The 23,236-nt window shown below is 64.2% G+C and carries 17 protein-coding genes; 15 read left to right on the top strand and 2 right to left on the bottom strand.

All coding sequences use genetic code 11. From position 1 onward, the window contains the following. Positions 1–32 precede the first annotated feature (32 nt). The 5 genes from COCCU_RS10430 to COCCU_RS10410 all read left to right on the top strand — a co-directional run bounded on the left by COCCU_RS10430 (position 33) and on the right by COCCU_RS10410 (position 4,856). Positions 33–866 carry a helix-hairpin-helix domain-containing protein gene (locus tag COCCU_RS10430; RefSeq protein WP_156231448.1) on the top strand — a complete coding sequence of 278 codons (834 nt, stop codon included), beginning with the start codon at positions 33–35 and terminating at the stop codon, positions 864–866. Continuing rightward, positions 863–2,542, top strand: a complete 1,680-nt coding sequence (locus COCCU_RS10425; RefSeq protein ID WP_156231447.1) for a ComEC/Rec2 family competence protein — start codon at positions 863–865, stop codon at positions 2,540–2,542. Before COCCU_RS10430 ends, COCCU_RS10425 begins: the two co-directional genes overlap by 4 nt. 140 nt (positions 2,543–2,682) lie before the next feature. After that, positions 2,683–3,648: a DNA polymerase III subunit delta gene (gene holA / locus COCCU_RS10420; protein WP_156231446.1), complete on the top strand. Its 966-nt coding sequence runs from the start codon at positions 2,683–2,685 to the stop codon at positions 3,646–3,648. A gap of 141 nt (positions 3,649–3,789) precedes the next feature. Beyond that, entirely contained in the window at positions 3,790–4,212 is a 423-nt protein-coding gene (locus COCCU_RS10415; RefSeq protein WP_156231445.1) for an ankyrin repeat domain-containing protein, read from the top strand. Further along, the gene (locus COCCU_RS10410; protein WP_156231444.1) at positions 4,209–4,856 is read left to right on the top strand and encodes a LysE family transporter; all 648 of its coding nucleotides are present in this window, start codon (positions 4,209–4,211) and stop codon (positions 4,854–4,856) included. The genes COCCU_RS10415 and COCCU_RS10410 overlap by 4 nt, the downstream gene beginning before the upstream one ends. A gap of 162 nt (positions 4,857–5,018) precedes the next feature. Here COCCU_RS10410 and rpsT read toward each other — a convergent pair whose 3' ends face one another. After that, the gene (gene rpsT, locus COCCU_RS10405; RefSeq protein ID WP_156231443.1) at positions 5,019–5,282 is read right to left on the bottom strand and encodes a 30S ribosomal protein S20; all 264 of its coding nucleotides are present in this window, start codon (positions 5,280–5,282) and stop codon (positions 5,019–5,021) included. 236 nt (positions 5,283–5,518) lie between these two features. Then, positions 5,519–6,085, bottom strand: a complete 567-nt coding sequence (locus tag COCCU_RS10400; RefSeq protein ID WP_231598743.1) for a type II toxin-antitoxin system PemK/MazF family toxin — start codon at positions 6,083–6,085, stop codon at positions 5,519–5,521. Between the two features lie 428 nt (positions 6,086–6,513). Between COCCU_RS10400 and lepA the strand changes: the two genes are divergently transcribed. The 10 genes from lepA (at position 6,514) to COCCU_RS10350 (ending at position 23,186) form a co-directional block, all read left to right on the top strand. Beyond that, positions 6,514–8,361: a translation elongation factor 4 gene (gene lepA, locus COCCU_RS10395; protein ID WP_156231442.1), complete on the top strand. Its 1,848-nt coding sequence runs from the start codon at positions 6,514–6,516 to the stop codon at positions 8,359–8,361. Between the two features lie 319 nt (positions 8,362–8,680). Beyond that, positions 8,681–10,303: a (2,3-dihydroxybenzoyl)adenylate synthase gene (locus COCCU_RS10390; RefSeq protein ID WP_156231441.1), complete on the top strand. Its 1,623-nt coding sequence runs from the start codon at positions 8,681–8,683 to the stop codon at positions 10,301–10,303. A 43-nt stretch (positions 10,304–10,346) separates the two neighbouring features. Continuing rightward, positions 10,347–10,574, top strand: a complete 228-nt coding sequence (locus tag COCCU_RS10385) for a phosphopantetheine-binding protein (protein ID WP_156231440.1) — start codon at positions 10,347–10,349, stop codon at positions 10,572–10,574. 2 nt (positions 10,575–10,576) lie between these two features. After that, complete coding sequence (locus COCCU_RS10380) at positions 10,577–14,389, top strand: non-ribosomal peptide synthetase (protein WP_197088343.1); 3,813 nt, start codon at positions 10,577–10,579, stop codon at positions 14,387–14,389. After that, positions 14,386–15,096: a thioesterase II family protein gene (locus COCCU_RS10375; protein ID WP_156231438.1), complete on the top strand. Its 711-nt coding sequence runs from the start codon at positions 14,386–14,388 to the stop codon at positions 15,094–15,096. Before COCCU_RS10380 ends, COCCU_RS10375 begins: the two co-directional genes overlap by 4 nt. Further along, entirely contained in the window at positions 15,093–16,325 is a 1,233-nt protein-coding gene (locus COCCU_RS10370) for an MFS transporter (protein ID WP_231598742.1), read from the top strand. Before COCCU_RS10375 ends, COCCU_RS10370 begins: the two co-directional genes overlap by 4 nt. 242 nt (positions 16,326–16,567) lie before the next feature. Beyond that, the gene (locus COCCU_RS10365; RefSeq protein WP_156231436.1) at positions 16,568–18,538 is read left to right on the top strand and encodes a hypothetical protein; all 1,971 of its coding nucleotides are present in this window, start codon (positions 16,568–16,570) and stop codon (positions 18,536–18,538) included. 1 nt (position 18,539) lies between these two features. Then, positions 18,540–20,036 (top strand): hypothetical protein, encoded by a 1,497-nt coding sequence (locus tag COCCU_RS10360; RefSeq protein ID WP_156231435.1) that lies wholly within the window; start codon positions 18,540–18,542, stop codon positions 20,034–20,036. Then, positions 20,020–21,456: a glycosyltransferase gene (locus COCCU_RS10355; RefSeq protein WP_156232790.1), complete on the top strand. Its 1,437-nt coding sequence runs from the start codon at positions 20,020–20,022 to the stop codon at positions 21,454–21,456. Before COCCU_RS10360 ends, COCCU_RS10355 begins: the two co-directional genes overlap by 17 nt. Continuing rightward, positions 21,456–23,186, top strand: coding sequence for a glycosyltransferase family 39 protein (locus tag COCCU_RS10350; protein WP_231598741.1), 1,731 nt, complete (start codon positions 21,456–21,458; stop codon positions 23,184–23,186). The genes COCCU_RS10355 and COCCU_RS10350 overlap by 1 nt, the downstream gene beginning before the upstream one ends. Positions 23,187–23,236 lie beyond the last annotated feature (50 nt).

The raw sequence follows: 23,236 nt of genomic DNA, 5'->3' as shown, positions 1-23,236 counted from the left end.
ACTTTTTCCAACCACCCCCTAGCTTCAGCGACATGAGCGCAATCATGGACAGACTCCGCGAATTCACCCGCCCCACCGGGGAAGAGGAACTGATGAACGTGGACTATCCCACCCCCAGACTGCGGGTGGGAGTCAAGGAGGCAGCAGCCCTGGCGGTTCTTCTCCTGCTGGCACTCTTCAGTTGGCTGGGCATCCGGGGGATGAACCCGGAACCCCACACCCCGACCCCCGCCGCAATCGGATCGCAGTTGGAATCCCCGGCAGCCGACGACGCCCTGGCGAGCAGCCTCAGCGAAGACCTCGGGGAGCAGGGAATGCCAACCACCGGCCCTGCTGACATGACCGGCTCCCCGGCCCCGCAGCAGGAAGCGGATGTGGTGGTCAGTGTGGTCGGCGAGGTGCTGCACCCCGGACTGGTGACCCTGGCACCAGGCGCCCGGGTGGCCGACGCCCTGGCGATCGCGGTGCCCCGGGAAGAAGCCCAGCTCCAGTCCCTGAACCTCGCCCAGAAACTCAACGACGGGGAACAGGTCCACGTGAGCACTCATCTTCCAGAAGCACCCGGACCCGGCATTGCAGGTGCTTCCTCCCCGCCGGGGGCCTCCTCGAACGGGGCCGTCTCCGGGGTGATCGGGACCGGGCACGACAATGATCTCCCCGATAAGGAAGCGGCAGGGAAGGTGTCCCTGAACACCGCGGATGCAGCCGAGCTGATGACCTTGAGCGGGGTGGGGGAGAAGACCGCAGCAGCGATCCTGGCCCACCGTGAAACGATCGGTGGTTTCCACACCATTGAACAACTCCAGGAGGTCAAGGGCATTGGGCCCGCCAAATTCGAGGCGATCAGGGAACAGATAACACTATGAGTGAACTGCGCCTGGTACCCACGGCACTCCTGCTCTGGGCACTGACCCTCCTGGCGCTGTTCACCCGGGGAATCTGGCCCAGCCTCGGCCTGGTCCTGCTGGCCGTCCTGATCGCCCTGATACTGCGCCACCCCGGGCAGGCACTCCTGCTCGGCAGCACCGGAACAGTGGCCAGCGGATTCGTCCACACCAGGCTCAGCGCAGTGGCGGCCGCAGAACTCGGCGACACCCTGAAAGGCCGGCTGGTCGGCAGCCCCGCAGAGGTTAACCCCGGGACCTGGATACTCCGGATCCGAGTGGACGACTATCCGACACCGGTGCCCACCCTGCTCAAGACCACGGCACTACCCGAAGAGGCGGTGGCCGGGGCCCTGGTGCACCTGCCGGTCCGACTGCAGGACTCCGAGCGCCCCGGGTTGGGGGAGGTACTCGCCCTGGCCACTGAAATTGAGATGGCACACCCGGCGAGTGGGATGAGTGCCTTCGCCGCGCACGTCCGGGAGTGTTTTTCCACCGCGGTGATGGAGAGCGTGGGACCCTCCTCCCAGGGGTTGCTGCCCGGCATGGTGCTCGGTGACACCTCCCTGCAGACGGAAGTGGAGAACCAGCTCTACCTGGACACCGGGCTTTCCCATCTGAGCGCGGTAAGCGGTTCCAATGTGATGATCGTGACCACCACCGTCATCCTCCTGTGCCGTTGGCTCACCCTCGGCCCCAGGATCCAGACCTGCGCCGCAGGTGGAGCCCTGCTGCTCTTCGTCTGTCTGGTGGGAACTGAGCCCAGTGTGTTGCGCGCCGCCGTCACCGGGGTGGTGGGGTTGTTGGCGGTGCTCAACTCCGCCCGGATGGAACCCATCCATGCTCTCAGCCTCTCGGTGGGTGCCTTGCTGCTCTATGACAGTGATCTGGCGGTCTCCTATGGTTTCGCGCTTTCGGTGGCCGCCACCGCCGGCATCGTAGCCCTGAGCCCACTGCTGGCCCGCGTCCTGGCGCCGACCAGGTGGCCGGAGATCCTCGTGCGTGCTCTGGCTGTGGCCATCGCTGCTGATGTGGTGACCATGCCGCTGATCGCGATGATGAGCGGTCGGGTTTCCCTGGTGGCGGTGTTAGCCAATGTGCTGGTCAGCCCGGCAGTGGCACCCGTGACCCTGTTCGGGCTGCTGGCTGCGGGTCTCAGCCTGCTGCCAGGTGGGTTGGAGTGGTGGCCCCTGAAAGTGGTGGAACCCTGTACCTGGTGGATCCACCACACCGCCGCCTGGTGTGCGCAGTTGCCCTCAGCCACCATCGACACCCCGGATGGCTGGGTGGGTCCGGTGTGGGTGCTGCTCTTCTGCTGCTGGCTGATCGCAGCCTTTCTCCACCACCATCCCCGCAAGGTGCTCGGGGGTCTGCTGTCCTGCTACCTGTGTGCCGGTGTGGCGGGAATCCAGCCATCGTTTTTCCGGTCCCCGGAAATCCCGCTGGCACAGCTGCAGCAGCATGTGGTCGACAGCGAGGCTGGAATTGCGCCGGTGCCGGTGGGAACCCAGGTGGTCATCGTGCAGGATGGGGGAGGTGAACCCAGCCTGCTTCCGCTGTACACGGGGGAGGGGATCCCAGTGCTCTTCCCCAATCGGGATGGGCCGGTCAGTCTCCACCAGGATGGGAAGCAGCATGCTGCGGACGGCCGTTTCTAGAAAGGTGGTTTCGGCTTGGGGGAAGGTCGAAATGAACTGTCCTCAGGATATCGGTTATGAAGAAAGCCGAGGGAAATGGAATCCCACCCCGGGTTTATCGGTGCGCAGCCGGAAAGAGGGGGTGTGGCACGATATATGCCATGAGCAACCCCGTGGCATCCGTCCACCTGATCGAAGGCACCGAGGAGTTCCTCGCGGAGCGTGCCAGGAACCAGATAATCTCCGCGATCCGGGCAAGCATCCCGGAGGGAGCTGACCTGCCGGTCAACACCATGCGGGCCGGTGACATCACCGGCCCGGAGCTTCTGGAGCTGCTCAGTCCCTCCCTCTTCGGCGAGGACCGTGTCATCGTGCTCACCAACACCGATGAGGCGGGAAAGGAACCGGCGGAGCTGCTGCTGAAGGCGGCCCTGGATCCGGCGCCGGGTATCTACCTGATCATCATGCACTCCGGTGGTGGGCGCACCAAGAACATGCTGCCCAAGTACCGCAAGGTGGCCAACCAGGTTTATGAGGTGGCGGAACTCAAGGATCGGGAGCGCCCCGGCTGGGTGAAAAATGAGTTCCGTTCCCATGAGGTGGAGGTCACCCCGGATGTGGTCCAGGCCCTGCTGGAAGGGGTGGGCTCTGATCTTCGGGAGCTGGCTTCCGCGGTCAGCCAGCTGGTGGCTGACACCGGTGGAGCAGTCACCGCGGCGAAGGTACGCGAGTATCATGCCGGTGTCGCCGAGGTGTCCGGTTTCGATATCGCGGACCTGGCGGTCACCGGGCAGACCGCCAAAGCGGTGGCCAGCACGCGGCGTGCCCTGCAGCTGGGTACCTCACCGGTGGCACTGGCCGCGGCCCTGGCTTCGAAGGTGGGGGCGATCGCCCGGCTCTACACCTCCCGGGGCAGTGATTCCCGTCGTCTGGCAGGCACTCTGGGGATGCATCCCTTTGTGGTGGAGAAGACGGTGAAGGTAGCCCGGAAGTGGAATGGGGAGGCGATCAGCGATGCGGTCATCCTGATAGCGGAGCTGGACTCGGCGGTGAAGGGACAGGGCGGCGACCAGAACTATGAGATTGAGGCGGCGGTGCGGCAGATCGCGGAGTTGGCGCAAAAATAGCGACCCGGCCACCTGCCCGGCCCTGCCCGGCCCCGGTCCCGGCGGTAGGAGAAGGGCGCGTCGCAAAGCGGGAGGGGTCGGACCGGTGGGAGAGGGCGGTCCCTGGTACGTTCCCGGCACCACAACAGTACGATACGGGGCATGGAAAACACCCAGAATCAGCCCAATGAGCTGCCGGAGGATGTCCAGCAGCTGGTCACCAAACTCTTTGAACTCGCCCGCACCGAAGGGGCGGAGGCCGCCGCCACCCTGGGGGCCTATATTGACCAGGGGGTTGATGTGAATCTGCGGAACCAGGAGGGCAACACCCTGCTGATGCTCGCCGCCTACAACGGGGCCACCGAGGTGCTCGAGGCCCTGATCGCCCGGGGCGCGGATGTCAATGAGCTCAACGAGCGTGGTCAGTCCCCGCTGGCAGGTGCGATCTTCAAGCGTGAGGATCTGGTCATCGAACAGCTCATCCTCGCTGGGGCAGACCCCTTGGCGGGGCACCCCACCGCAGTGGATTGCGCAAAGATGTTTGGGCGTGAAGATCTGCTCACCCGCTTCGGGGCGGGGGAGTGAATCTCAGCCAACTCGGTGCCCTGGCACTGATGAACATGATGGGGGTGATCACCCCGGGGCCGGACATCTTCCTGGTCACCAGGTTCGCCACCCGCTCCCGTCGGCACGCCCTGGCCGGGACCGCCGGGATCCTGACCGGACTGTTGTTCTGGTCCAGTGTCACCGTGCTGGGTGCGGCCGCCCTGCTCAACGCCTACCCTTCCCTTCTCGGGTTGATCCAGGTGGCCGGTGGCGCCTGGCTCCTGTGGATGGGGCAGGGGATGCTGCGTTCCGGGTTGGATCAGCTGCGCACCCCGAACCTGATCATCGTCGATGCTGAAGAGGTCTTCGGCACCATCTGGCAGGCCTACCGTCAGGGTGTGATCACCAATCTCTCGAATCCGAAGGTGGTGCTTTATTTCGCGGCCCTGATCGCGCCGCTGCTCCCACCCAGCCCGGGTGTGGTGGCCGCGGTGCTGGCGGTGGCGACGATCATTGTCACCGCGGGTGTGCTCTTCACCATTATTTCCCTGGTGATCAGCACCAAGGCGATGCGCAACATGTTCCTCAAGGCTGGCCCCTGGGTTGATCTTGGGGCAGGTGTGTTCTTCCTCATCGCGGGTTCAGTGCTGATCTTCGCCGGGGTGAGTGAACTGCTGGGCTAGAGGGACCGCGGTTTGAGGACCATTGCGCCCCCACCCCTGGCCCGCCTGTGTTCCCGGGCCTCTCCCCGGGATTCCCGGCCAAAAAACTCACCCCCCTGCCTTCCGGAGAACCGGCGGCAGGGGGGTGAGCTGAAGAAGTCTGTTGAACAGACGGCTTAAAACTTAGGCCATCTTGTTGAAGGCAGCTGCGAGGCTGGACTTCTTGTTGGCGGCGTTGTTGCGGTGGAACACGCCCTTGGAGACGGACTTGTCCAGTGCACGGGAAGCGGAACGCAGCTGGGTCTCAGCAGCGGCCTTGTCACCCTCGGCGACAGCGGCCTGGAACTTGCGGATCTCGGTGCGGACTGCGGAGCGGACAGCCTGGTTGCGCTGGCGGGCCTTCTCGTTGGTCAGGATGCGCTTCTGGCTGGACTTGATGTTTGCCATCTTTAAATACCTCTTGGAATCGGATTGATTGGTGTGGTGAAACCACCGGCCGGACATGTCCCGGTTATCGAACGTCCTGGGACGTGATACCTCGGTGTGGATATTCGATGAACGGACCCAAGGTCCTGCCCGCCCCGACCCACACACCCGGAAAGTGAATAACAGCGGAAATTTTAGCAGCCTTGGGTGACAGCTCCAAATAACCTCTGTTCAGCTCCGAAGGTTCTGAAGGTGTTTCAGCCCCAGGCGTAACGGCTGCGCAGGCGGTTGGCCACCCGTTCGAAGCGGCGGCGGGGGAAGATCGCGCCCTGGCGTCGGATGCCCAGTTCGGAAACCTCGACAACGCGGTCGATGCGGAGCCAGCACTGGCGTCCGGAGGTGTCCCACTCGCCGGCCCCGATGTCCATCCACCCCTCCTCGCCGTCATGTTCGGGGTTGGGGGAGATCAACAGGCCGAGGATGGTGTGCCGGGTGCGGCCCACCACCAGCAGCGCGCGTTCCCGCAGCGGCTTATCGGGGCCGTCGGAGGGCGCCCAGATCCAGACCACTTCGCCGGGGTCCGCCTGCCCGTCCATGTCCGGGGCGTAGAAGATGCTTCTCGCCATCTGGTCGGTGGGCTCGACGTGGATTGCGGTGGCGGCCCTGAGCTCCGGGTCGACATCATCATTGTTATTCAGTCCGAGGCGGTCGTTCAGTCGTTGCAGACCCAGTTCCAGGGGACTTTCCGTGGGGGGCGGTGCCGTGGGTCTGAACCTCTCCCGCAATTTGCCGAGGAGGTTGTGGATACCGTCTTTGAGCCCCATGCTCTTCTACCCTTATCTAGCGCTGGCTGTCATGGATTTCATGGAAGCCCATGTTCTGTGACCAGTTTCTCATAGTGGCCACCCTACTCAATAATTTTCATCGCATCCCTCAGGGAAAACGTGACGGGGGCTGATTTCCTTTAATGAATCAGCAGGTCAGGGGGGGGATGTTGTTCAAGGGGAGGGGGTGAGATTGAGGGGTGCTGGGGGTCGCCCTATGGTGGGTTTGCACCCACTACCTTGGGGGGTTGGGGTGGGGGAACTGCCACGTGCCCATGGCTGTGTCGGGCTTCACCGCTTCCCTTCCGGACGTCCCAGGGGGGATCGTCTTCGGCATCCCCGGGGAAGCGATGTGGAACTGCTGGTTAAGCAATCCCCCCTAGTCGGGTAGGGTTGAAAAAGATATATAGAAAGGTGCCGCCACACATATGAGCAGCAATTATGCGGAGAAGACGTTCACTGATCCTTCGCGGATCCGTAACTTCTGCATCATCGCCCACATTGACCACGGCAAGTCCACTCTTGCGGACCGTATCCTCGGTCTATCCAATGTTGTGGCTGCCCGCGACATGCGCGAACAGTACCTGGACAACATGGACATTGAGCGCGAGCGTGGCATCACCATCAAGGCGCAGAACGTCCGGCTGCCCTGGGTGCCGCGGAGTGGTCCTCACATCGGGGAGGAGATCGTCATGCAGATGATCGACACCCCCGGCCACGTCGACTTCACCTATGAGGTTTCCCGCGCTCTCGAGGCCTGTGAGGGTGCGGTCCTGCTTGTCGACGCCGCGCAGGGCATCGAGGCGCAGACTCTGGCCAACCTCTACCTGGCCATGGAAAATGATCTGACGATCATCCCGGTGCTGAACAAGATCGACCTGCCGGCCGCTGATCCGGACAAGTTCTCCCTGGAGATCGCCAATATCGTCGGCTGTGAGCCGGAGGATGTGCTGCGTGTCTCCGGCAAGACCGGCGAAGGTGTGCCGGCTCTGCTGGATAAGATCGTTGAGCTGATCCCGGCACCGACCTCCGAGTACGGCAAGGAAGCCCCTGCCAGGGCGATGATCTTCGACTCGGTCTATGACACCTACCGTGGCGTGGTCACCTATATCCGGATGATCGACGGCACCCTGAAGCCGCGTCAGAAGATCAGGATGATGGCCTCTGACTCGGTCCATGAGGCTCTCGAGGTGGGCATTGTCAGCCCCACCCCGAAGAAGTGTGAGGGCCTGGGTCCCGGCGAGGTGGGTTACATCATCACCGGTGTGAAGGATGTCCGGCAGTCCAAGGTCGGCGACACCATCACCTGGGCCGCCGGCGGTGCCGAGGAACCCCTGCAGGGTTATGCGGAGCCGACCCCGATGGTCTACTCCGGTCTCTTCCCGATTTCCCAGGCCGATTTCCCGGACCTGCGTGACGCCCTAGAGAAGCTGCAGCTCAATGATGCTTCCCTGACCTATGAGCCGGAGACCTCCGTTGCCCTGGGCTTCGGTTTCCGCTGTGGTTTCCTGGGTCTGCTGCACATGGAGATCACCCGTGACCGCCTGGAGCGCGAGTTTGACCTGGATCTGATCTCCACCGCACCTTCAGTGAACTATCACGTAGTCACTGAATCCGGTGAGCATGTCCGCGTCCACAACCCCTCGGACTGGCCGGGTGGCAAGATCCCGCAGGTCTTCGAGCCGATGGTGAAGACCACCATCATCGTTCCCGCGGAGTTCGTGGGCACCACCATGGAGCTGTGCCAGACCAAGCGCGGCGAGCTGGGGGGCATGGACTATCTTTCCGAGGATCGTGTGGAGCTGCGCTACACCATGCCCCTGGGTGAGATCATCTTCGACTTTTTCGACATGTTGAAGTCGCGGACCAAGGGCTATGCCTCCTTCAACTATGAGGAGTCCGGCGAGCAGGAGGCTGACCTGGTCAAGGTCGACATTCTGCTGCAGGGCGAACCGGTGGATGCCTTCAGTGCGATCGTCCACAAAAACAATGCGCAGTGGTACGGCAATAAGATGACCGTGAAGCTGAAGGAACTGATTCCCCGTCAGCAGTTCGAGGTGCCGATCCAGGCGGCCATCGGCTCCAAGATCATCGCCCGTGAGAATATCCGCGCCCTGCGCAAGGACGTTCTCTCCAAGTGCTACGGCGGCGACATCTCCCGTAAGCGCAAGCTGCTGGAGAAGCAGAAGGCCGGTAAGAAGCGCATGAAGAACATCGGCTCGGTGGAGGTCCCGCAGGAGGCCTTCGTCGCAGCCCTGTCGACCGACGCGGAGTAACGCAGGGATCCTGAAGGACATCGCTTAAAGAGCGGGTCTGATCAGTCGCCGAGGGGCGCTGAACCATCACTGGTTCAGCGCCCCTCGGCGTTTTCATGTTCGCGCCCCCTGGGGTAGATCGGATCCTGTTGGTGCAGGTCACCTTCCCTGGTTACCCCCAGGTGAGGTCACAGACTTGGTTGGTGGGCCATATGGGGTGTGAAATTGAGGCTGCCCTAAAAAAGGGCAGGCTAACTTAACTATTTGTTATTGTTCCGGTGGCAACGCATACGGACATTTCCTGTGCTGCACTTCCCACCCATCAGAAAGGCACCACACCATGCCCCAAGAAGTCCGCTACTTCCCGGAGGAATTTGCCGCCCACTATCGCGCCGTGGGTTATTGGAATGAGGAGACCTTCGCCGACTTCCTCCCCCGGGCGGCGACCCGCTTCGCCCGGAATGAGGCGGTGATCGGCAAGGACTACCGGGGCCGGCACCACCGCCTGAACTACCGCGAGTTCGATGAACACGTCGCCCGCTTCGCCGGTGGCCTCCGGGCGGCTGACATCGGCCCAGGCGATGTGGTGGTGCTCCAGCTGCCCAACACCGTGGACTACCTGGTGGCGGTCTTCGCGATCTTCCGGATCGGGGCGATCCCCCTGTTCACCCTCCCGGCTCACCGCCGCGCCGATATCCAGCACTTCCTGAAGGAATCCGAAGCCAAGGGTTATATCGTGGCTGGCCGTCACGCCGGTTTCGACTACCGCGAGATGGCTGATGAGCTGGAGACGAATGCCCATATCTGGGTCGCCGATGAAGACCCCGGCAAACACCGCAGCATCGCCGAACTTCATGAGTCCACCCACCTGGCGGAACCCGTCGAGGTGGCCCCGGAATCCCTCGCCTTCCTGCAACTTTCCGGTGGCACCACCGGCACCCCGAAGCTGATCCCACGGACCCACGCCGATTACCTCTACTCGGTGCGCGAATCCGCCCGGATCTGCGAACTGGATGAACACACCCGCATGCTGGTGGTGCTGCCGGTCTCCCACAACTTCACGATGAGCTCCCCGGGTGTGCTCGGCGTGCTCTGGGCGGGTGGCACCTGCGTGATGTGCCCGGACCCCACCCCCTCCACCGGGATGCGGTTGATCGAGGAGGAGAAGATCACCCTGACCTCCCTGGTCCCACCCCTGGCGATGAGCTGGCTGGCGGCCCGCCCCCGCATCGAAGCCGATATCTCCAGCCTGGAGGTACTGCAGGTCGGGGGCGCAAAATTCGTGGCCGAGGCCGCCCGGCGGGTCACCCCGGAACTGGGTTGCCGCCTGCAACAGGTCTTCGGTATGGCGGAGGGACTGGTCAACTACACCCGGCCCGAGGATTCCGAGGAGATCGTGACGGGCACTCAGGGGCGCCCCATCTCCCCGGATGATGAGATCCGCGTCCTCACCCCGGAGGGTAAAGCGGTGGAACCGGGGGAGCGGGGCGTGCTCTACACCCGCGGGCCCTACACCATCCGAGGTTATTTCAAGGGGATCGCCGCCGAGAGCTTCACCGAGGACGGTTTCTACTGCACCGGTGATGTGGTGCGCCAGCTCCCCAGCGGACACCTGGTGGTGGAGGGCCGAGTCAAGGACCAGATCAACCGGGCGGGGGAGAAGATCTCCGCCGAGGAACTCGAGAATGACCTGGTGGCCCACCCCCTGATCCTGGATGCCGCCGTGGTCGGCATCCCCGATGATTACCTGGGTGAGCAGACCTGCGCCTACCTGCTTGTCAACACCCCCGCCACCGCCCCGGGCGGTGATGAGATCCGGGATTTCCTCCGCTCCCGTGGGGTTGCGGAGTTCAAACTCCCGGACCGCATCGATTTCGCCGAGTCCTTCCCCGCCACCGCGGTGGGAAAGGTCAGCCGTAAAGCCCTGCGACTGCAGCTGAGCCAATGGCTCAGCCGCGTCTGAACCCCCACCCCAGAACATTCAGCAAGCACAAGGAAGCGCACCCATGATTGAACAAGCACGCATCATCGGCGATATCGCCACCATCACCGACACCAACCCGGAAAGCCTCTCCGCGGACACCGTTCTGGCCGACCACGGCCTGGATTCCCTGCGTCTGATGACCCTGGTCGAGGACTGGCGGGCAGCGGGCGTGGAGATCGATTACTACGAGATGTTCTCCCTGCGCACCCTCGGGGAATGGCTGGAACACCTCAACGTAGAGCAGGGCTGAGAATGTCCCCGACCCTGACTGCGGACGCCACCCTGACCCCGGGACAGACAGCGGTGCTCTATGGCCACCTGGCGGAACCGGAATCCAGCCAGTACCAGTGTGCGGAGCTGCTCAACTTCACCGGTGAAGTGGACCTCGACCACCTGGCCGCCACCATCACCACCTGCTTCAACCAGCTTGCAGCCTTCCAATCCGAGTACATCCTCGATGAGGACGGACAACCCCGGAAGGTGCCCCATCCCCACCACTTCGAGGTGGAGGTCCTGGACCTTCCCGTGGACACTGACCCGGTCACCTGGGCGGAATCCGCCATCGAGCTCACCGGCCCCCTCAAGGGCAGGACCCTGGCCGGCAACCACCTGATCCGGCAGGCGGGGAAGATCCTCTGGCTGACCCGGATCCACCATGTGATCGGGGACGGTTTCGCCATTCATGCCCTGATCCGCTGGATCGCCGAATCCTACACCCGGGGCGAAGTGAGCGATCCTCCCTTCGCAGAACATCACACCGCCCTCACCCTCGCCGCAGAATACGAGGCTTCCGAGGGTTTCACCGCCGACCGCCAATTCTGGGCAACCCAACCCCTAAGCACCAATCCACCTGCCCTGCGCCCCGCCACCGGAAAGGAAAATGCCCGCGCCCATGGCCTGGCCTCCGTCTCCCCGGAGGTACGCCGTGGACTGCGGGCACTCGCCCGGGAACTCACTCTTTCCGAAGCTGACCTGCTCACCGCCCTGACCGCCGTCTACGGTGCCCGACTCAGCGGCAGTGAAGACTACACCCTCGGCTTTCCGATGCTCAACCGTCCCATGGGGGCCAGGGTGGCACTGACACCGCAGGCCAATGTGCTGCCCCTGAGGCTGGAATGCCCCCGCGGACGCACCCTGGCACAGCAGGCCCGGGACACCGCCGCAGCCATGGCCAAGGTCAAAGCCCACGGCGCCTACCGCAGTGAATGGCTCCGCCGGGACCTGCGGATCGCCGATCCGGACACCCGGCTCTGGGGAGCGGACGTGAATATCCGGCCCTTCTCCGTGATCTTCCCCTTCGCCCAGGCCCAAGCCACCCTGCAGTCCATTGCGGTCGGCCCGGTCGGTGATGTGGAGATCATCTACCAGATGCTGGCAGACGGGGGACTGATGGTGCAGCTGCTGGCCACCTCCGGCTACCCGGCGGAAGAACTTTCCGCCCACGCCACCCGCCTGGCAGATCTCCTCGCCCGGGTCGTGGCCCAGGGTGCTGAACTCAACCTCGACGAGCTTCCCATGGTCACGGAAACCGAACAGGAAACCCTGATTGAGGGTTTCAATGACACCACCCGGGAATTAGAAACCGAGGTCCTGGCAGGCCTGATCGACAGCGCCCGGCAGCACCTCGATCCCCAGGCCACCGCACTTTACTTCGGGGAACAACAGCTCAACCGGGCCGACTACGACCACCAGGTGGATGGCCTGGCGGCGCAGTTGATCACCCAGCTGCAACTACACCCCGGCCAGGTGATCGCCGTGCACCTCCACCGCAGCCCCGCCCTCCTGATCGCAGTTGCGGCGGTGGTGCGCGCCGGGGCGGCCTTCGTCCCCATTTCCCCGGATCTGCCTGAGGAGCGTCGCCGCGTGATGCTGGAGCAGTCCGGGGCGGTGGGGGTGATCCATGGTGGGGATCCCTTCCCCGGCCAGCTCCCCGGAATTGAACTGCCCGAGGATCGCGTCCATGTCACCACCGCATCCGCCCCCGCGGACTTTGCGCCGGTCCGGCCCGGTCCGGATGAGCTGGCTTATGTGCTCTTCACCTCCGGCTCCACCGGAACCCCGAAGGCGGTGGCGGTGGGGCAACGTGCCATCGTCAATCGCCTGGCGTGGATGACCCGCCGGCTGGGGATCAACGCCTCAACCACCCTGATCCAGAAGACACCGATCTCCTTCGATGTCTCGGTCTGGGAACTGCTGTTGCCGCTGACCCATGCCTGCCCCATCACGGTGGCCACCCCGGATTCCCACCTGGATCCCCGGGTTCTGGCCGCGCAGATGATCGAGACCGGGGTGGAGGTCGCCCACTTCGTGCCCTCCGCACTCTCCGCCTTCGTGGCGGTGGTTGAGGCTGAGGGGATCGCGCTGCCCGCCCTGCGTCAGGTCATCGCCTCCGGGGAAGCCCTGGACCCGGTGCTGGCCAGCCGCACCCTCCGGGTACTGGGGGTGGAGCTGGATAATCTCTATGGTCCGGCGGAAGCCGCCATTGATGTCACCGCCCATGCCTGCCAGCTGGATGAGGGGCTCACCCCGATCGGCGGGCCGGTGGACAACACCCGCCTCTACGTCCTCGATGATGCCGACCACCCCCAGCCGATCGGCTACCCGGGCCGTCTGATGATCGCCGGAATCCAGGTGGGCCTGGGTTACCTGGGGCAACCGGAGCTCAGCTCCGAGAAATTTCGGGCGGATCCCTATGTGGCTGGTGGCCGCCTCTATGATTCCGGTGACCTGGTCTCCTGGACCCCGGTGGGCACCCTGCTCTTCCACGGTCGTCGTGACGGTCAGGTGAAGCTGCGCGGCCAACGCCTCGACCTTGGTGAGGTCAGCGCGGCAGCCGCCGGAACCCGGGGTGTCAGCGGTGCGGTCACCCTGCTGAAGCAGCTGGCCGGTTCTGCTGCCCTGATCACCTATGTCACCGGCGAAGTCACCCCGGCGGCGGTGCGGGAGGAATGTGCCCGGCTGCTGCCTGCCTACATGGTTCCCGCGGCCGTCGTGAAGCTGGTGGAATTCCCGCTGACCCGCAACGGCAAGCTCGACACCTCCCAGCTGCCGGAAGCGGAAATCAGGGCAGAGTTCGGCGAAGCGAGCAATGAAAAAGAAGCACAGGTGTGCCAGATCTTCTCGGAGGTTTTGGGTGGGGTGGCGGTGGGGCCGGAGACCCGCTTTTTCGAGGCCGGCGGCACCTCGCTCACTGCGGTCAGCCTGGCCGTGGCACTGAGTGAACAGCTCGGGGTGACAGTTGGCATCGCCGATGTCTTCGCCGCTCACAGCCCCCGGGAACTGCTCGCGGCCCTGGGGCAGGAAGAACAGCTGGGTCTGGCACGGCTGCTCAGCCTGCGCGCCCACACCTCCGGGGTGCCGGTGATCTGCCTACACCCCGCAGGTGGGCTCGGTTGGTCCTACACCGGGCTGCTGCCCTTCCTCGACCAGGTGCGGGGGGTGATCGCGGTGCAGTCTCCGGGCCTGGATGGTGGGCCCCAGGCCAGTTCTCTGGCACAGGAGGCTGCCGAGGTTGCGGAGGCCCTGTGCGAGCTGGGTCATCCGCAGATTGACCTGGTCGGTTGGTCCGTGGGAGGGGTACTCGCCCAGGAACTCTCCTGTGTGCTGGCGGAACTTCCCGGGGCCCCGCAGGTGCGGAAACTCTGCCTGCTGGATGCCTACCCGGCGGAACTCTGGCGCAGCCTCCCCGCACCCACCGAGTGGGAACTGCTGGAGGGGGTTCTCACCATGGCCGGCACGGATGCCCACCCGGGGGAGGAGCTGGACCTGGAGAGGGTGATCGCCCGGATCTCCGCGGCGGGATCCGCCTTCGCCCAACTGGGGGACCAGACCCTGCGCCGGGTGATCAGGCTGATCGGCCACAATGCGGCTCTGATGAAGTCTCACCGCACCCGCCGCAGCGACCTGAAGGTGGAGATGTTCAAGGCCGAACGCAACCCCCAGCACATGGACGAGCAGGCCTGGGAACCCTTCCTGGGTGAGTTAAGGGTCCATCGTCTGGATGTCACCCATCCGCAGCTGGTGGCACCGGCGCAGTTGCGTTACCTCGGGGAGGTCCTGGTATGAGCACAGCTGTACTAGTTGAGCTTTCTGCGGGGGAGAACCCCCTGATCTGCTTCCCACCAGCCGGTGCCGGAGCCAGCTACTTCCGCTTCCTTGCTCAGGATCGGGCGGTGAGCGCGGTGCAGTACCCGGGCCGGGAAAGCCGCTTCCGGGAACCCTTCGCCACCTCCCGACCGGAACTGCTCAAGGAGATCACCGCGCACCTGGCGCTGCTCCCCAACCTGGGGCAGGCCACCTTCCTGGGGCACAGCCTCGGTGCCACCCTGGCCTTTGAAAGTGCCCTGGGACTGCAGCGACTGGATCTGAGTCCCGCCCGGGTGGTGCTTTCGGCCCGCAATAACACCCCGCCGGGAACCTCCCCCAAAGCCCCGGACGGTGATGCCACCACCGACGAAGAACTCAAGGAATGGCTGTTGGGGCTGGGTGGCACCCGACCGGAGGTGCTGGCCCATCCGGAGCTGGCCGAGCTGATCCTCAAGGTTGCCCGCGCCGACCTCCGCCTCGGTGCCCAGGGCGGGGCCACCGGGCTTATCGACGCCCCGATCCTCACCCTCTGCGGTGACCATGATCCGGCCGCCACCACCGCCGACATGGCGGGCTGGGCGGAGCGCACCACCGCAGCTTTCCACCAGGTCACCCTCAACGGTGACCATGACGCATTGCGCCACAACCCCCAACTATTCATTGAGCTCCTGGAGGAGAAATCTTGAGCACCGACAACCCCGCCCTGTGGCGCACCGTGCTGATCTGCGGTGCCGCAGTGGCCTTTGACGGTTATGACCTGGTCGCCTATGGCACCACCCTCAGTGAACTGCGCGCGGAATGGGGGATCAGTGCCACCCAGGCGGGACTGCTGGGTTCCGCACCCCTGATCGGCATGCTGCTCGGTTCCATCAGTGCCGGGGCATTGACCAGCCGCTGGTCCCGGAACACCGTGCTGGCGGCCTGTGTCACCTGGTTCTCCATCTTCATGGCGGCCTGCGCCCTGGCACCCGGTCCGGGCTGGTTCCTGGCGCTGCGTTTCCTCTCCGGCCTGGGACTGGGTGCCACGCTGCCGATCGCCGCGGCAATCACCCAGCAGGCCGCTCCAGCGGGACGCCGCAACCTGGTCTACGTGATCATGCAGTCCGGTTTCCCACTGGGTGGTGTCGCTGCCGCTCTCGCCGGCATGGTGCTCATCCCCAACTTCAGCTGGCATGCCGTCTACCTGATGGGTGCCCTGCCCCTGATCACCATCCTGCCGGCGATCCTGTTCTGGCTGCCGCGGGAAAAGAGCACCCCAACCGAGCTGGGTGGCGCGATGCAGGCACTGGCACCGCTCTTCGCCCCGGGTTGGCGGGTGGTCACCCTGCTGTTCTGGGCGCTGGCCTTCTGCGCCATGCTCTTCGTCTATGGCGCGAATACCTGGCTGCCGGCGCTGATGCGGGAAAATGGTCACGGGGTGACCTCCTCCCTGGTGTTCCTGCTGACCTTCAACCTGGGTGCCATTGTCGGTGGGGTCCTGGCAGGTTGGCTGGCGGACCGTTTCGGCTCCCGGCCGGTGGTGGCCGCCTCCTTCCTCCTCGGGGCGGTGGCGGTCGGCGCCTTTGCTTTCCTCCGCGGCGAATCCACGCTGTTGCTCTGCGCTGCGCTGGCCGGTTATGGGGCGGTGGGTACCCAGACCCTGATCAACAGCTGGGCCACCGCCGCCTACCCGGAAGCCGCCCGGGTGGCAGGCGTCGGTTGGGCCCTGGGGGCGGGCCGCCTCGGCGGCATCCTCGGCCCCACCCTGACCGGCATGGTCATCGCTCTCGGATTCACACAGACCGGCCCCTTCCTGCTGTTCTGCGTGGTGGCGGTGGTGGGCGCCGTGCTGGCCAGTGGCCTGCGCCCACCGAAGCAACCCGCCGCGGTGGGCAGTTCACCGGTGGTGGGGATCCCGGTTCCAGCTGCCCACTGAGGTGTGCTTCGCGGCGCGGAGCTGCGGCACTGAAAGTCGCCTGGGAAGTTATTTATGGGGGGATATGAGGGTGCTGATAGCCCCGTGCGTTCGCCCTCAGGTGCCCTGGCTGGCAAAATGGGATCTGTTTCCGATTATGTCCGCCTGTTGCGGGGCAGATCAGCTTCTGGTGGTGATTGCGGGAAGTAGATCTGGCTTGGTGGCGGCACCGTACTAACAGCCACTCCCCGGGAGAATCTGCCATGCCGCGTCCCAAATTTCTGAGTTTAACTGCCCTGGGTGTGATTGCCGGGTTGAGTCTTCCGCTCGCCCCCACCGCCACGGCAGTCACCGACCCCACCCTGTCCTTCAACAGCCTGGGGTTGGGGGAGATCGCGGACTTTCCGGGCAGGATCGCCACCGTGGAGCTGGTGATTCCGGTCCCCGAGGGAACCAGTCCGGTAGTGCTCAACGGCCAATTCCAGATCCCGGCCGAGTATTCCGGTGGACGTATTGAGGTCTACGCCGAAGGAGAACTACTGGGGATCCAGGAACTTGACCTGGATCGTGCGGATGAGGATGATCCCGGTTCCGTGACTGTGGAACTGCCGATCGCCGGGGTTCCCGTGGATCAGGGAGTGGCGAGCATCCAGGTGCGCAGCTTCCTGGATCCGCTCATCGAAGACTGGTGCACCTGGGATGATGGCCTCTTCCAGCCGCAGTTGCGGGATGCCACGGTGGAATTTTTCGGCCAGACCCGTCACCCGGAGTCGGTGGCGGATTTCCTGCCCCAGGTGATGGAGAAACTGAGCATCTACCTGCCCGCGGAACCTGATGAGGCGGAAGCTGCCGCGGCTTTCGAGGTGACCACCGCAATGAGCCAGCGCTACCGCTCCCAGGCCCCTGAAATTGAGGTGCTTGCCCTGCCCGCGGGTAGCGCACAGCCGTCGGCGCTGGCCGGGGACTTTGAGCGGCAGATCGTGATCATCGCTGAGGACAAACCCGAGGTTTCGGTGGGGCAGTCCGGTGCGGAAGGTGTCCATCTGCGTTTAGCGGGTGAGGACCTGGCGCTGCTGGATCAGGCCCGTCTGCTCAGCACAGAGCTGCTTGAGCTGGCGGATGAGGAGAACGCCACGGTGGAGAATCTGGTGGAGGCGCCGGATCTGGCCCCGGCCGCCACCACCGTGCAGGAACTGGGTAATTATCGCCTGGCTGGTGAGGGTCTGGCACGCACCCAGGTGAGCATCGGGCTGGACCGTTCCCGGCTGGGTTCCTTCCCCGGGGACCTGGAGCTGAAGCTGCAGGGTAGTTACACCCCGCTGCCGGAGGCCAATGCGGGGCAGGTGCTCTACCGCGTGGGAGAAACGATCCTGGACCAGCACCCGATGGATGACAGCGGAATCATCGACCGAGACATCCTCATTCCCCGTGATCTGCTGGGGCGTTTCAGCCAGCTGGATGTGGAGGTGTTGAGCACGGGTACCGTCGACTGTGGCCACACCCAGCCGATTAGGTTGCGGATCGACGGCACCAGTGAGATCTCCACGGACCTGGTGGACATCCCGAAGTCGGTGGGTTTCCTGGCACTGCCCCAGGCCCTGCTGCCCCGGGTGGATGTGGCACTGGCGGACATCACCCTGGCTGAGGTGCAGCGCACCGTGCGGATCCTCAACGGGATCCAGTCGCTTTCCGGCTCCCGGCTCCGCCCCGAGCTGGTGTCCTGGGAAGAAGCCCTCGCAGGGCAGCGCCCAGCTCTGCTCATCGACACCACGGGGCAGCGCTTCACTGAGCTTGATCTGCCGGTACGAAAAGAGGGGGAGGTTCTCAAGGTGGCCGGTGGGGAAGGAGAGCTACGGCTGGCAGAGAAGGACTTCGCCTCGCTGCAGACCAGTTGGGATGCAGAGGGCTCCCGGATGATCATCGCCGCCGGTTCCACTGCCGCCCCGGAACTGCTGGATCAGACCCTGAACTGGCTTGAGGCACAACCTCGACGATGGTCCCAGCTGCAGGGACAGGCCCTGGTCACCTTCGCTGGAAGCGAACCGGTGGATGTGCTCGGTGCGGCTCAGTCGGATCCCGGCCAGGACCGCTCCGCTCACCGCTGGGGGTGGATCCTCGGCGGGATTTTCCTCCTCCTGATTCTGGTGGGGGCGGTGGTCTTGATGCTGCGTTCCCGGGCCCAGGGCCCAGTCCCGCAGGCAGATCCCCAGGAGTCGGAGCAGAGGGGTCGCTGAGATGAGCACCCTGACGGCAACGCCTGAGAAAAGTGCGCCGACCCCCGCACCCAGCATGCGGGGTTATTGGCTGCGCTGGGCGGTACTGGGCATCCTGGCGTTGATCGCCTTCCATAACCCTTTTCTGCGTTCTGCGGAGTATATCCGGGACGGTACGGCGGTTTACAGCCTCACCTCCCTGATCATTGTGGTGGTTCTGCTCTTCACCATCGATCGCCGCCGAACCCGGGAACTACCGATCCATGATCGTGAGGTCGACTACATCGTCGGCATCATCTCCCTGGTCGTCGCTGTGACCATGATGTGGCAGCTGGTGCCCCGCTTCGCGGACTGGTTCTCACTGCTCAGGTTGGATCTTCTGGCCACCTACATCTGGTTCTTCGGGGCCTCAGCCCTGCTCTTCGGAACTCGTTCCACGCTGCGTTTTGGCCCGGCCTGGCTGGTGCTGATTTTTCTCAACGCCCCGCTCTACCAGCTGCTCTGGTTGCTCCTCGGCGGGGACTGGTTCGGGGCGGCCTTCACCACCGTCTGCTTCCTCGCCATCTCCATCAGCACCTGCATCGGTGGCACCTGGCGACGGAAACTCCTGGCGGGGGTGTTGATCCTGGGCTATGGACTCATCCTCTGTGTCACGATCGAGCGGATCTGGCCGGAACAACCGCTGTCCACCACCCAACTGCCGGGTGTGCTGGCGGTACTCCTGGGGGCCGGCTCACGTGTTCTCATGAACCGGGGGGAGAGAACCCGCCGGACGCTGTTGCGGCGCCGCGAACCCACGGTCAAGCAGGTGAGGTGGGCAATGGTGCTGCTAAGCTGCTCCGCCCTGATCATGGGTACGGTACAGCTGCCGGAGAGGGTCGCTGAGGTGGCAGTGGCGGGACCATCGACCTCATCCGGATCGGGTGTCGCAGTGCCTGCCAACTGGGAGGAAATCGGCAGGGAAGAGTATTTCTGGGCGGAGAATTTCTTCGGTCCGGGTGCCACCCTGACCCGGCAGGAGTTAAGGGCCGAGAACTACGTCCCCAAATGGGATCCCGATGGTCGGCATCGTGAGGTGGTGGTGGACACCCTGCGTGGGGACAACACCTACCGTCGTCGTCTCTTCGGCGATGAGACGCTCTACTCCACCATCAACGGCCGGGTGTCTGAAACCCAGCAGGTCTATCTGGGGTATGGGGTCCACGGAAATCTCTACACCGTACTGGATGAGGACAAGTTCCTCACCTCCACCCGCCTGAACTTCATCTGGACCCGCGAGGACGGGGTGGCCAAGTATGTGTCCGTGATCGCGGTGGATGACCACCGTGAGAAAGCCCCTTTCCCGGAGGTGAACAGATCCCTGACCGAGTTGTTGGGAAGACTGCTCACCATCTTCTTCCGCGGCAATGCAGTGACGCAGGATGAGACCCCCCGAATCAAGGACCAGGACCTGGTGACCGTACTGTCCCGTGGACTGGTGGAACAGGCATGGAAGGACCATGATGCCGCTACCGGTTGATGCCCCAGAGGCTGCCAAGCGTGAGGCCCTGATCGACGCCATCGACGGTCTGCGCCTGAAGGACCCGGAGGTTTCCGCCGCGATTGCCTTCACCCGCTCCCAGAAGTTCTTCTTCCTGGGTCTGATCGCAGTGATGACCCTGGGCATGGTCCTGCTGCAACGGTGGACCCTGATGCTGGTGGCCGGTATCGCCACCGCCGCCTACCTGATCACGCTGATCGACCGTTTCCTGATGTTCTGGCGGGGCATCGAAAAGAACGCCATTCTCCGGATCAGTGATGAACAGGCCCTGGCCATCCCTGATGATGAGCTGCCGCGCTACACGGTGCTGGTGCCCGCCTATGGTGAGCCTGAGGTGATCGGTCAGCTGCTGGACTCCATGCGCGCCTTTGACTATCCGGCGGATAAACTCCAGGTTCTGCTCCTGCTGGAGGAGGATGACGCGCCCACCATCGAGGCGGCCGAGGCCGCGCATGTCAATGAGGTGGCCACCATCCTCAAGGTCCCGGCCGCCGAGCCCCGCACCAAGCCGAAGGCCTGCAACTATGGTCTGCACTTCGCCACCGGGGAGATCACCACCATCTTCGACGCAGAGGATATCCCGGACCCCCTCCAGTTGCGTCGGGTGGTGGCCGCCTTCTGCAGCCTGGACAGCTCAGTGGCCTGCATCCAGGCGCGCTTGTCCTACCGCAATGCCCGCCAGAACCTGCTCACCGCCTGGTTCACCGTGGAGTATGACGTCTGGTTCAACTACCTGCTGCCGGGCATCATGCGGATGGACGCCCCGGTTCCCCTGGGCGGTACCTCCAACCACCTGCGCACCAGTGTGCTGCAGGGGCTGGGGGCCTGGGATCCCTATAACGTGACCGAGGATGCTGACCTGGGGGTTCGGATCAAGGCTTTCGGCTATTCCACCGCCGTCCTGGATTCAGTGACCTGGGAGGAGGCCAACAGTGACACCATCAACTGGTTGCGCCAACGTTCCCGCTGGTACAAGGGATATTTGCAGACCTGGCTGGTGTACATGCGCCGCCCCGGCTGGTTGATCCGGGAGATTGGTCCGCTTCCAGCGCTTCGCTTCACCCTGCTGATGGCGGGCACCCCGATCATCGCCGTGGTCAACATGATCTTCTGGTACCTCTCCCTGACCTGGTTGCTTGGCCAGCCAGACACCATCGCCGCGATGTTTCCCGCTCTCGTCTACTATCCGGCTCTGCTCTGTCTGATCATCGGCAACGCCGGCACCATGTATATGAATCTGGTCGGGGTGCGCGAAGGCAGAGACCCGCTCATGGTGGTGGCGGTGCTGACCTTCCCCCTCTATTGGGTGCTGATGTCCATCGCCGCGATCAAGGGAGCCTGGCAGCTGATCTTCCGCCCCTCCTACTGGGAGAAGACCGCCCATGGTCTGGATGCCTGATGAGTCTGCTCCACGATCCCCACAACCAGCGCAACCTCCCGGAATACAGTTTCCGTCACCATGATCCTCGCCAGGGGTTGAGCCTCCGTTGGAATCGGCTGAGTCGGTGGATCCTGCTGGCATCATTCCTGCTTTATCTGGGCGTGGGGGTATGGCTGGCCCGGGGGGAGGGGTTCATGATGGGAGACTCTCTCAGCCGGGTGCAGTCCGCCCAGGCGGTGCTCTACAGCCGTTATCCGCATCTGGCTGCCATGGGCTTCGTGTTCACCCCCTTGAGCACCCTGGCTGAACTGCCTTTCGTGGCCCTGAGCCCCCTGCTCCCGGGGATGACGAAGTGGGGTCTGGCGGCGGTGATCGTCTCCGCTGGTTTCATGGCGGCTGCCGTGCAACAGCTGTGGAAGATCACCGGGGATCGGGGCCTGTCCCTCCCCGTGGCAGCACTGATGATTTTGGTCTTCGCCCTGCACCCCATGGTTGTTCTCTACGGTGCCAGCGGCATGAGTGAAGCACCTTTCTGCTTCGCGATGCTGCTGAGCACCCGGAGGCTGATCCGCTGGCTCAGCACCGATGATGTCCATGATCTGGTCGGTGGTGGGGTGGGCCTGGCGTTGGCCTTCCTCGCCCGTTATGACGCCCTGGTGGTGGCCGCCGTAGCCACCTTGATGGTCGGATTGTTGAGTTGGCGCCGCAGTCGACCCGGTCGGGCTGATTTCCACCCCGGTTATGCGGTGGTGGACATGATTGTATTCGCCGCCCCACTGGCACTTGCCTTCCTGGTCTGGGTGGCCTCCAGCTGGTTGGCCACCGGTGACCTGTTGGCCCAGTTCACCTCCGCCTACGGCAACACCGCCATCATCGATCAATCCGGTGGGGTGGCCAGCGGTGTGACTGCGCTGGGGGACTCCCTGATGCGGACCTGGCTGCAGGCGCCCCTGCTCATCCTGCTTCTGCCCGTGGTCGGATGGCTGAGCTGGCGACGTCGCGATCCGGAGCCCCTGATCGCCCCGGTCCTCTTCGGAACTGTTCTGGCTTTCCAAATGCTCACCGCCATGATGGGTGGAGCATTCGGATTCCTCCGCTTCTTCATGGTCGGCGCGATCTTGGTGGCAGTACTGCTGATTCAGCTGGCTCCACCGCGGGGACACCTCGCTGCCAGAAGAACGGGCAGGGGATTCACCCCGCGGCACAGCTCAACGCCCCTTCCGGCCACCCTGCTCATCCTGCTGTCGGTGCTGGTCTTCGGCGGTCATGCCATCACCTGGCAGGGGATGAGTTCCCTGCGTTGGGCACCACAGGAATATGCCCTGGCAGAACTGTTCCCCGGAGCGGAGAGCTCCCCTTCTGAAGAAGCCGGGAGAAGGGAGATCCTGCGGACCTTTTCCACTGAACGGCGACTGGCGCAGCATCTGGACTCCCTGGATCTTGAGGATGGTGAAGTACTCACCGACACCACCTTCGCTTTCGCAGTGCTGACCGCCTCCGAGAACCCGAAGCAGTTCACCGTGCCCTCCGACTCGGACTTCATCATCCGGCTGGAGGAACCGGCGGTCACCCAGGTGCGGTACATCCTCACCGTCGCTCCAGAAGGCCGGGGTGCCAATGATCCGGTTAACCGCCGCTATCCCTCCATCTATGCGGATGGGGCAGACCTGGCGACCCTGGAACTGGAGATCCCCAACGAGGGTTCGGGGCAGCCGGACTACCGGCTCTACCGGGTGATGGAACCCTAGGTGATGTCAGAGGGCCGCCACGGACCCCCTGTTTAAGCGGCTGCTGGCAT

Origin of the sequence: Corynebacterium occultum, from assembly GCF_009734425.1 — a bacterium.
Taxonomy (GTDB): Bacteria; Actinomycetota; Actinomycetes; order Mycobacteriales; family Mycobacteriaceae; genus Corynebacterium; species Corynebacterium occultum.
Note: the sequence above shows the minus strand (reverse complement) of the source record. Positions and strands in the feature narration are given on the sequence as shown.

Excerpts from the sequence above, each read along its gene's own strand:
- COCCU_RS10430 (WP_156231448.1), top strand. The coding sequence starts at position 33 with ATGAGCGCAATCATGGACAGACTCCGCGAATTCACCCGCCCCACCGGG.
- COCCU_RS10425 (WP_156231447.1), top strand. The coding sequence starts at position 863 with ATGAGTGAACTGCGCCTGGTACCCACGGCACTCCTGCTCTGGGCACTG.
- holA (WP_156231446.1), top strand. The coding sequence starts at position 2,683 with ATGAGCAACCCCGTGGCATCCGTCCACCTGATCGAAGGCACCGAGGAG.
- COCCU_RS10415 (WP_156231445.1), top strand. The coding sequence starts at position 3,790 with ATGGAAAACACCCAGAATCAGCCCAATGAGCTGCCGGAGGATGTCCAG.
- rpsT (WP_156231443.1), bottom strand. The coding sequence starts at position 5,282 with ATGGCAAACATCAAGTCCAGCCAGAAGCGCATCCTGACCAACGAGAAG.
- COCCU_RS10400 (WP_231598743.1), bottom strand. The coding sequence starts at position 6,085 with ATGGGGCTCAAAGACGGTATCCACAACCTCCTCGGCAAATTGCGGGAG.
- lepA (WP_156231442.1), top strand. The coding sequence starts at position 6,514 with ATGAGCAGCAATTATGCGGAGAAGACGTTCACTGATCCTTCGCGGATC.
- COCCU_RS10390 (WP_156231441.1), top strand. The coding sequence starts at position 8,681 with ATGCCCCAAGAAGTCCGCTACTTCCCGGAGGAATTTGCCGCCCACTAT.
- COCCU_RS10385 (WP_156231440.1), top strand. The coding sequence starts at position 10,347 with ATGATTGAACAAGCACGCATCATCGGCGATATCGCCACCATCACCGAC.
- COCCU_RS10380 (WP_197088343.1), top strand. The coding sequence starts at position 10,577 with ATGTCCCCGACCCTGACTGCGGACGCCACCCTGACCCCGGGACAGACA.
- COCCU_RS10375 (WP_156231438.1), top strand. The coding sequence starts at position 14,386 with ATGAGCACAGCTGTACTAGTTGAGCTTTCTGCGGGGGAGAACCCCCTG.
- COCCU_RS10365 (WP_156231436.1), top strand. The coding sequence starts at position 16,568 with ATGCCGCGTCCCAAATTTCTGAGTTTAACTGCCCTGGGTGTGATTGCC.
- COCCU_RS10360 (WP_156231435.1), top strand. The coding sequence starts at position 18,540 with ATGAGCACCCTGACGGCAACGCCTGAGAAAAGTGCGCCGACCCCCGCA.
- COCCU_RS10355 (WP_156232790.1), top strand. The coding sequence starts at position 20,020 with ATGCCGCTACCGGTTGATGCCCCAGAGGCTGCCAAGCGTGAGGCCCTG.
- COCCU_RS10350 (WP_231598741.1), top strand. The coding sequence starts at position 21,456 with ATGAGTCTGCTCCACGATCCCCACAACCAGCGCAACCTCCCGGAATAC.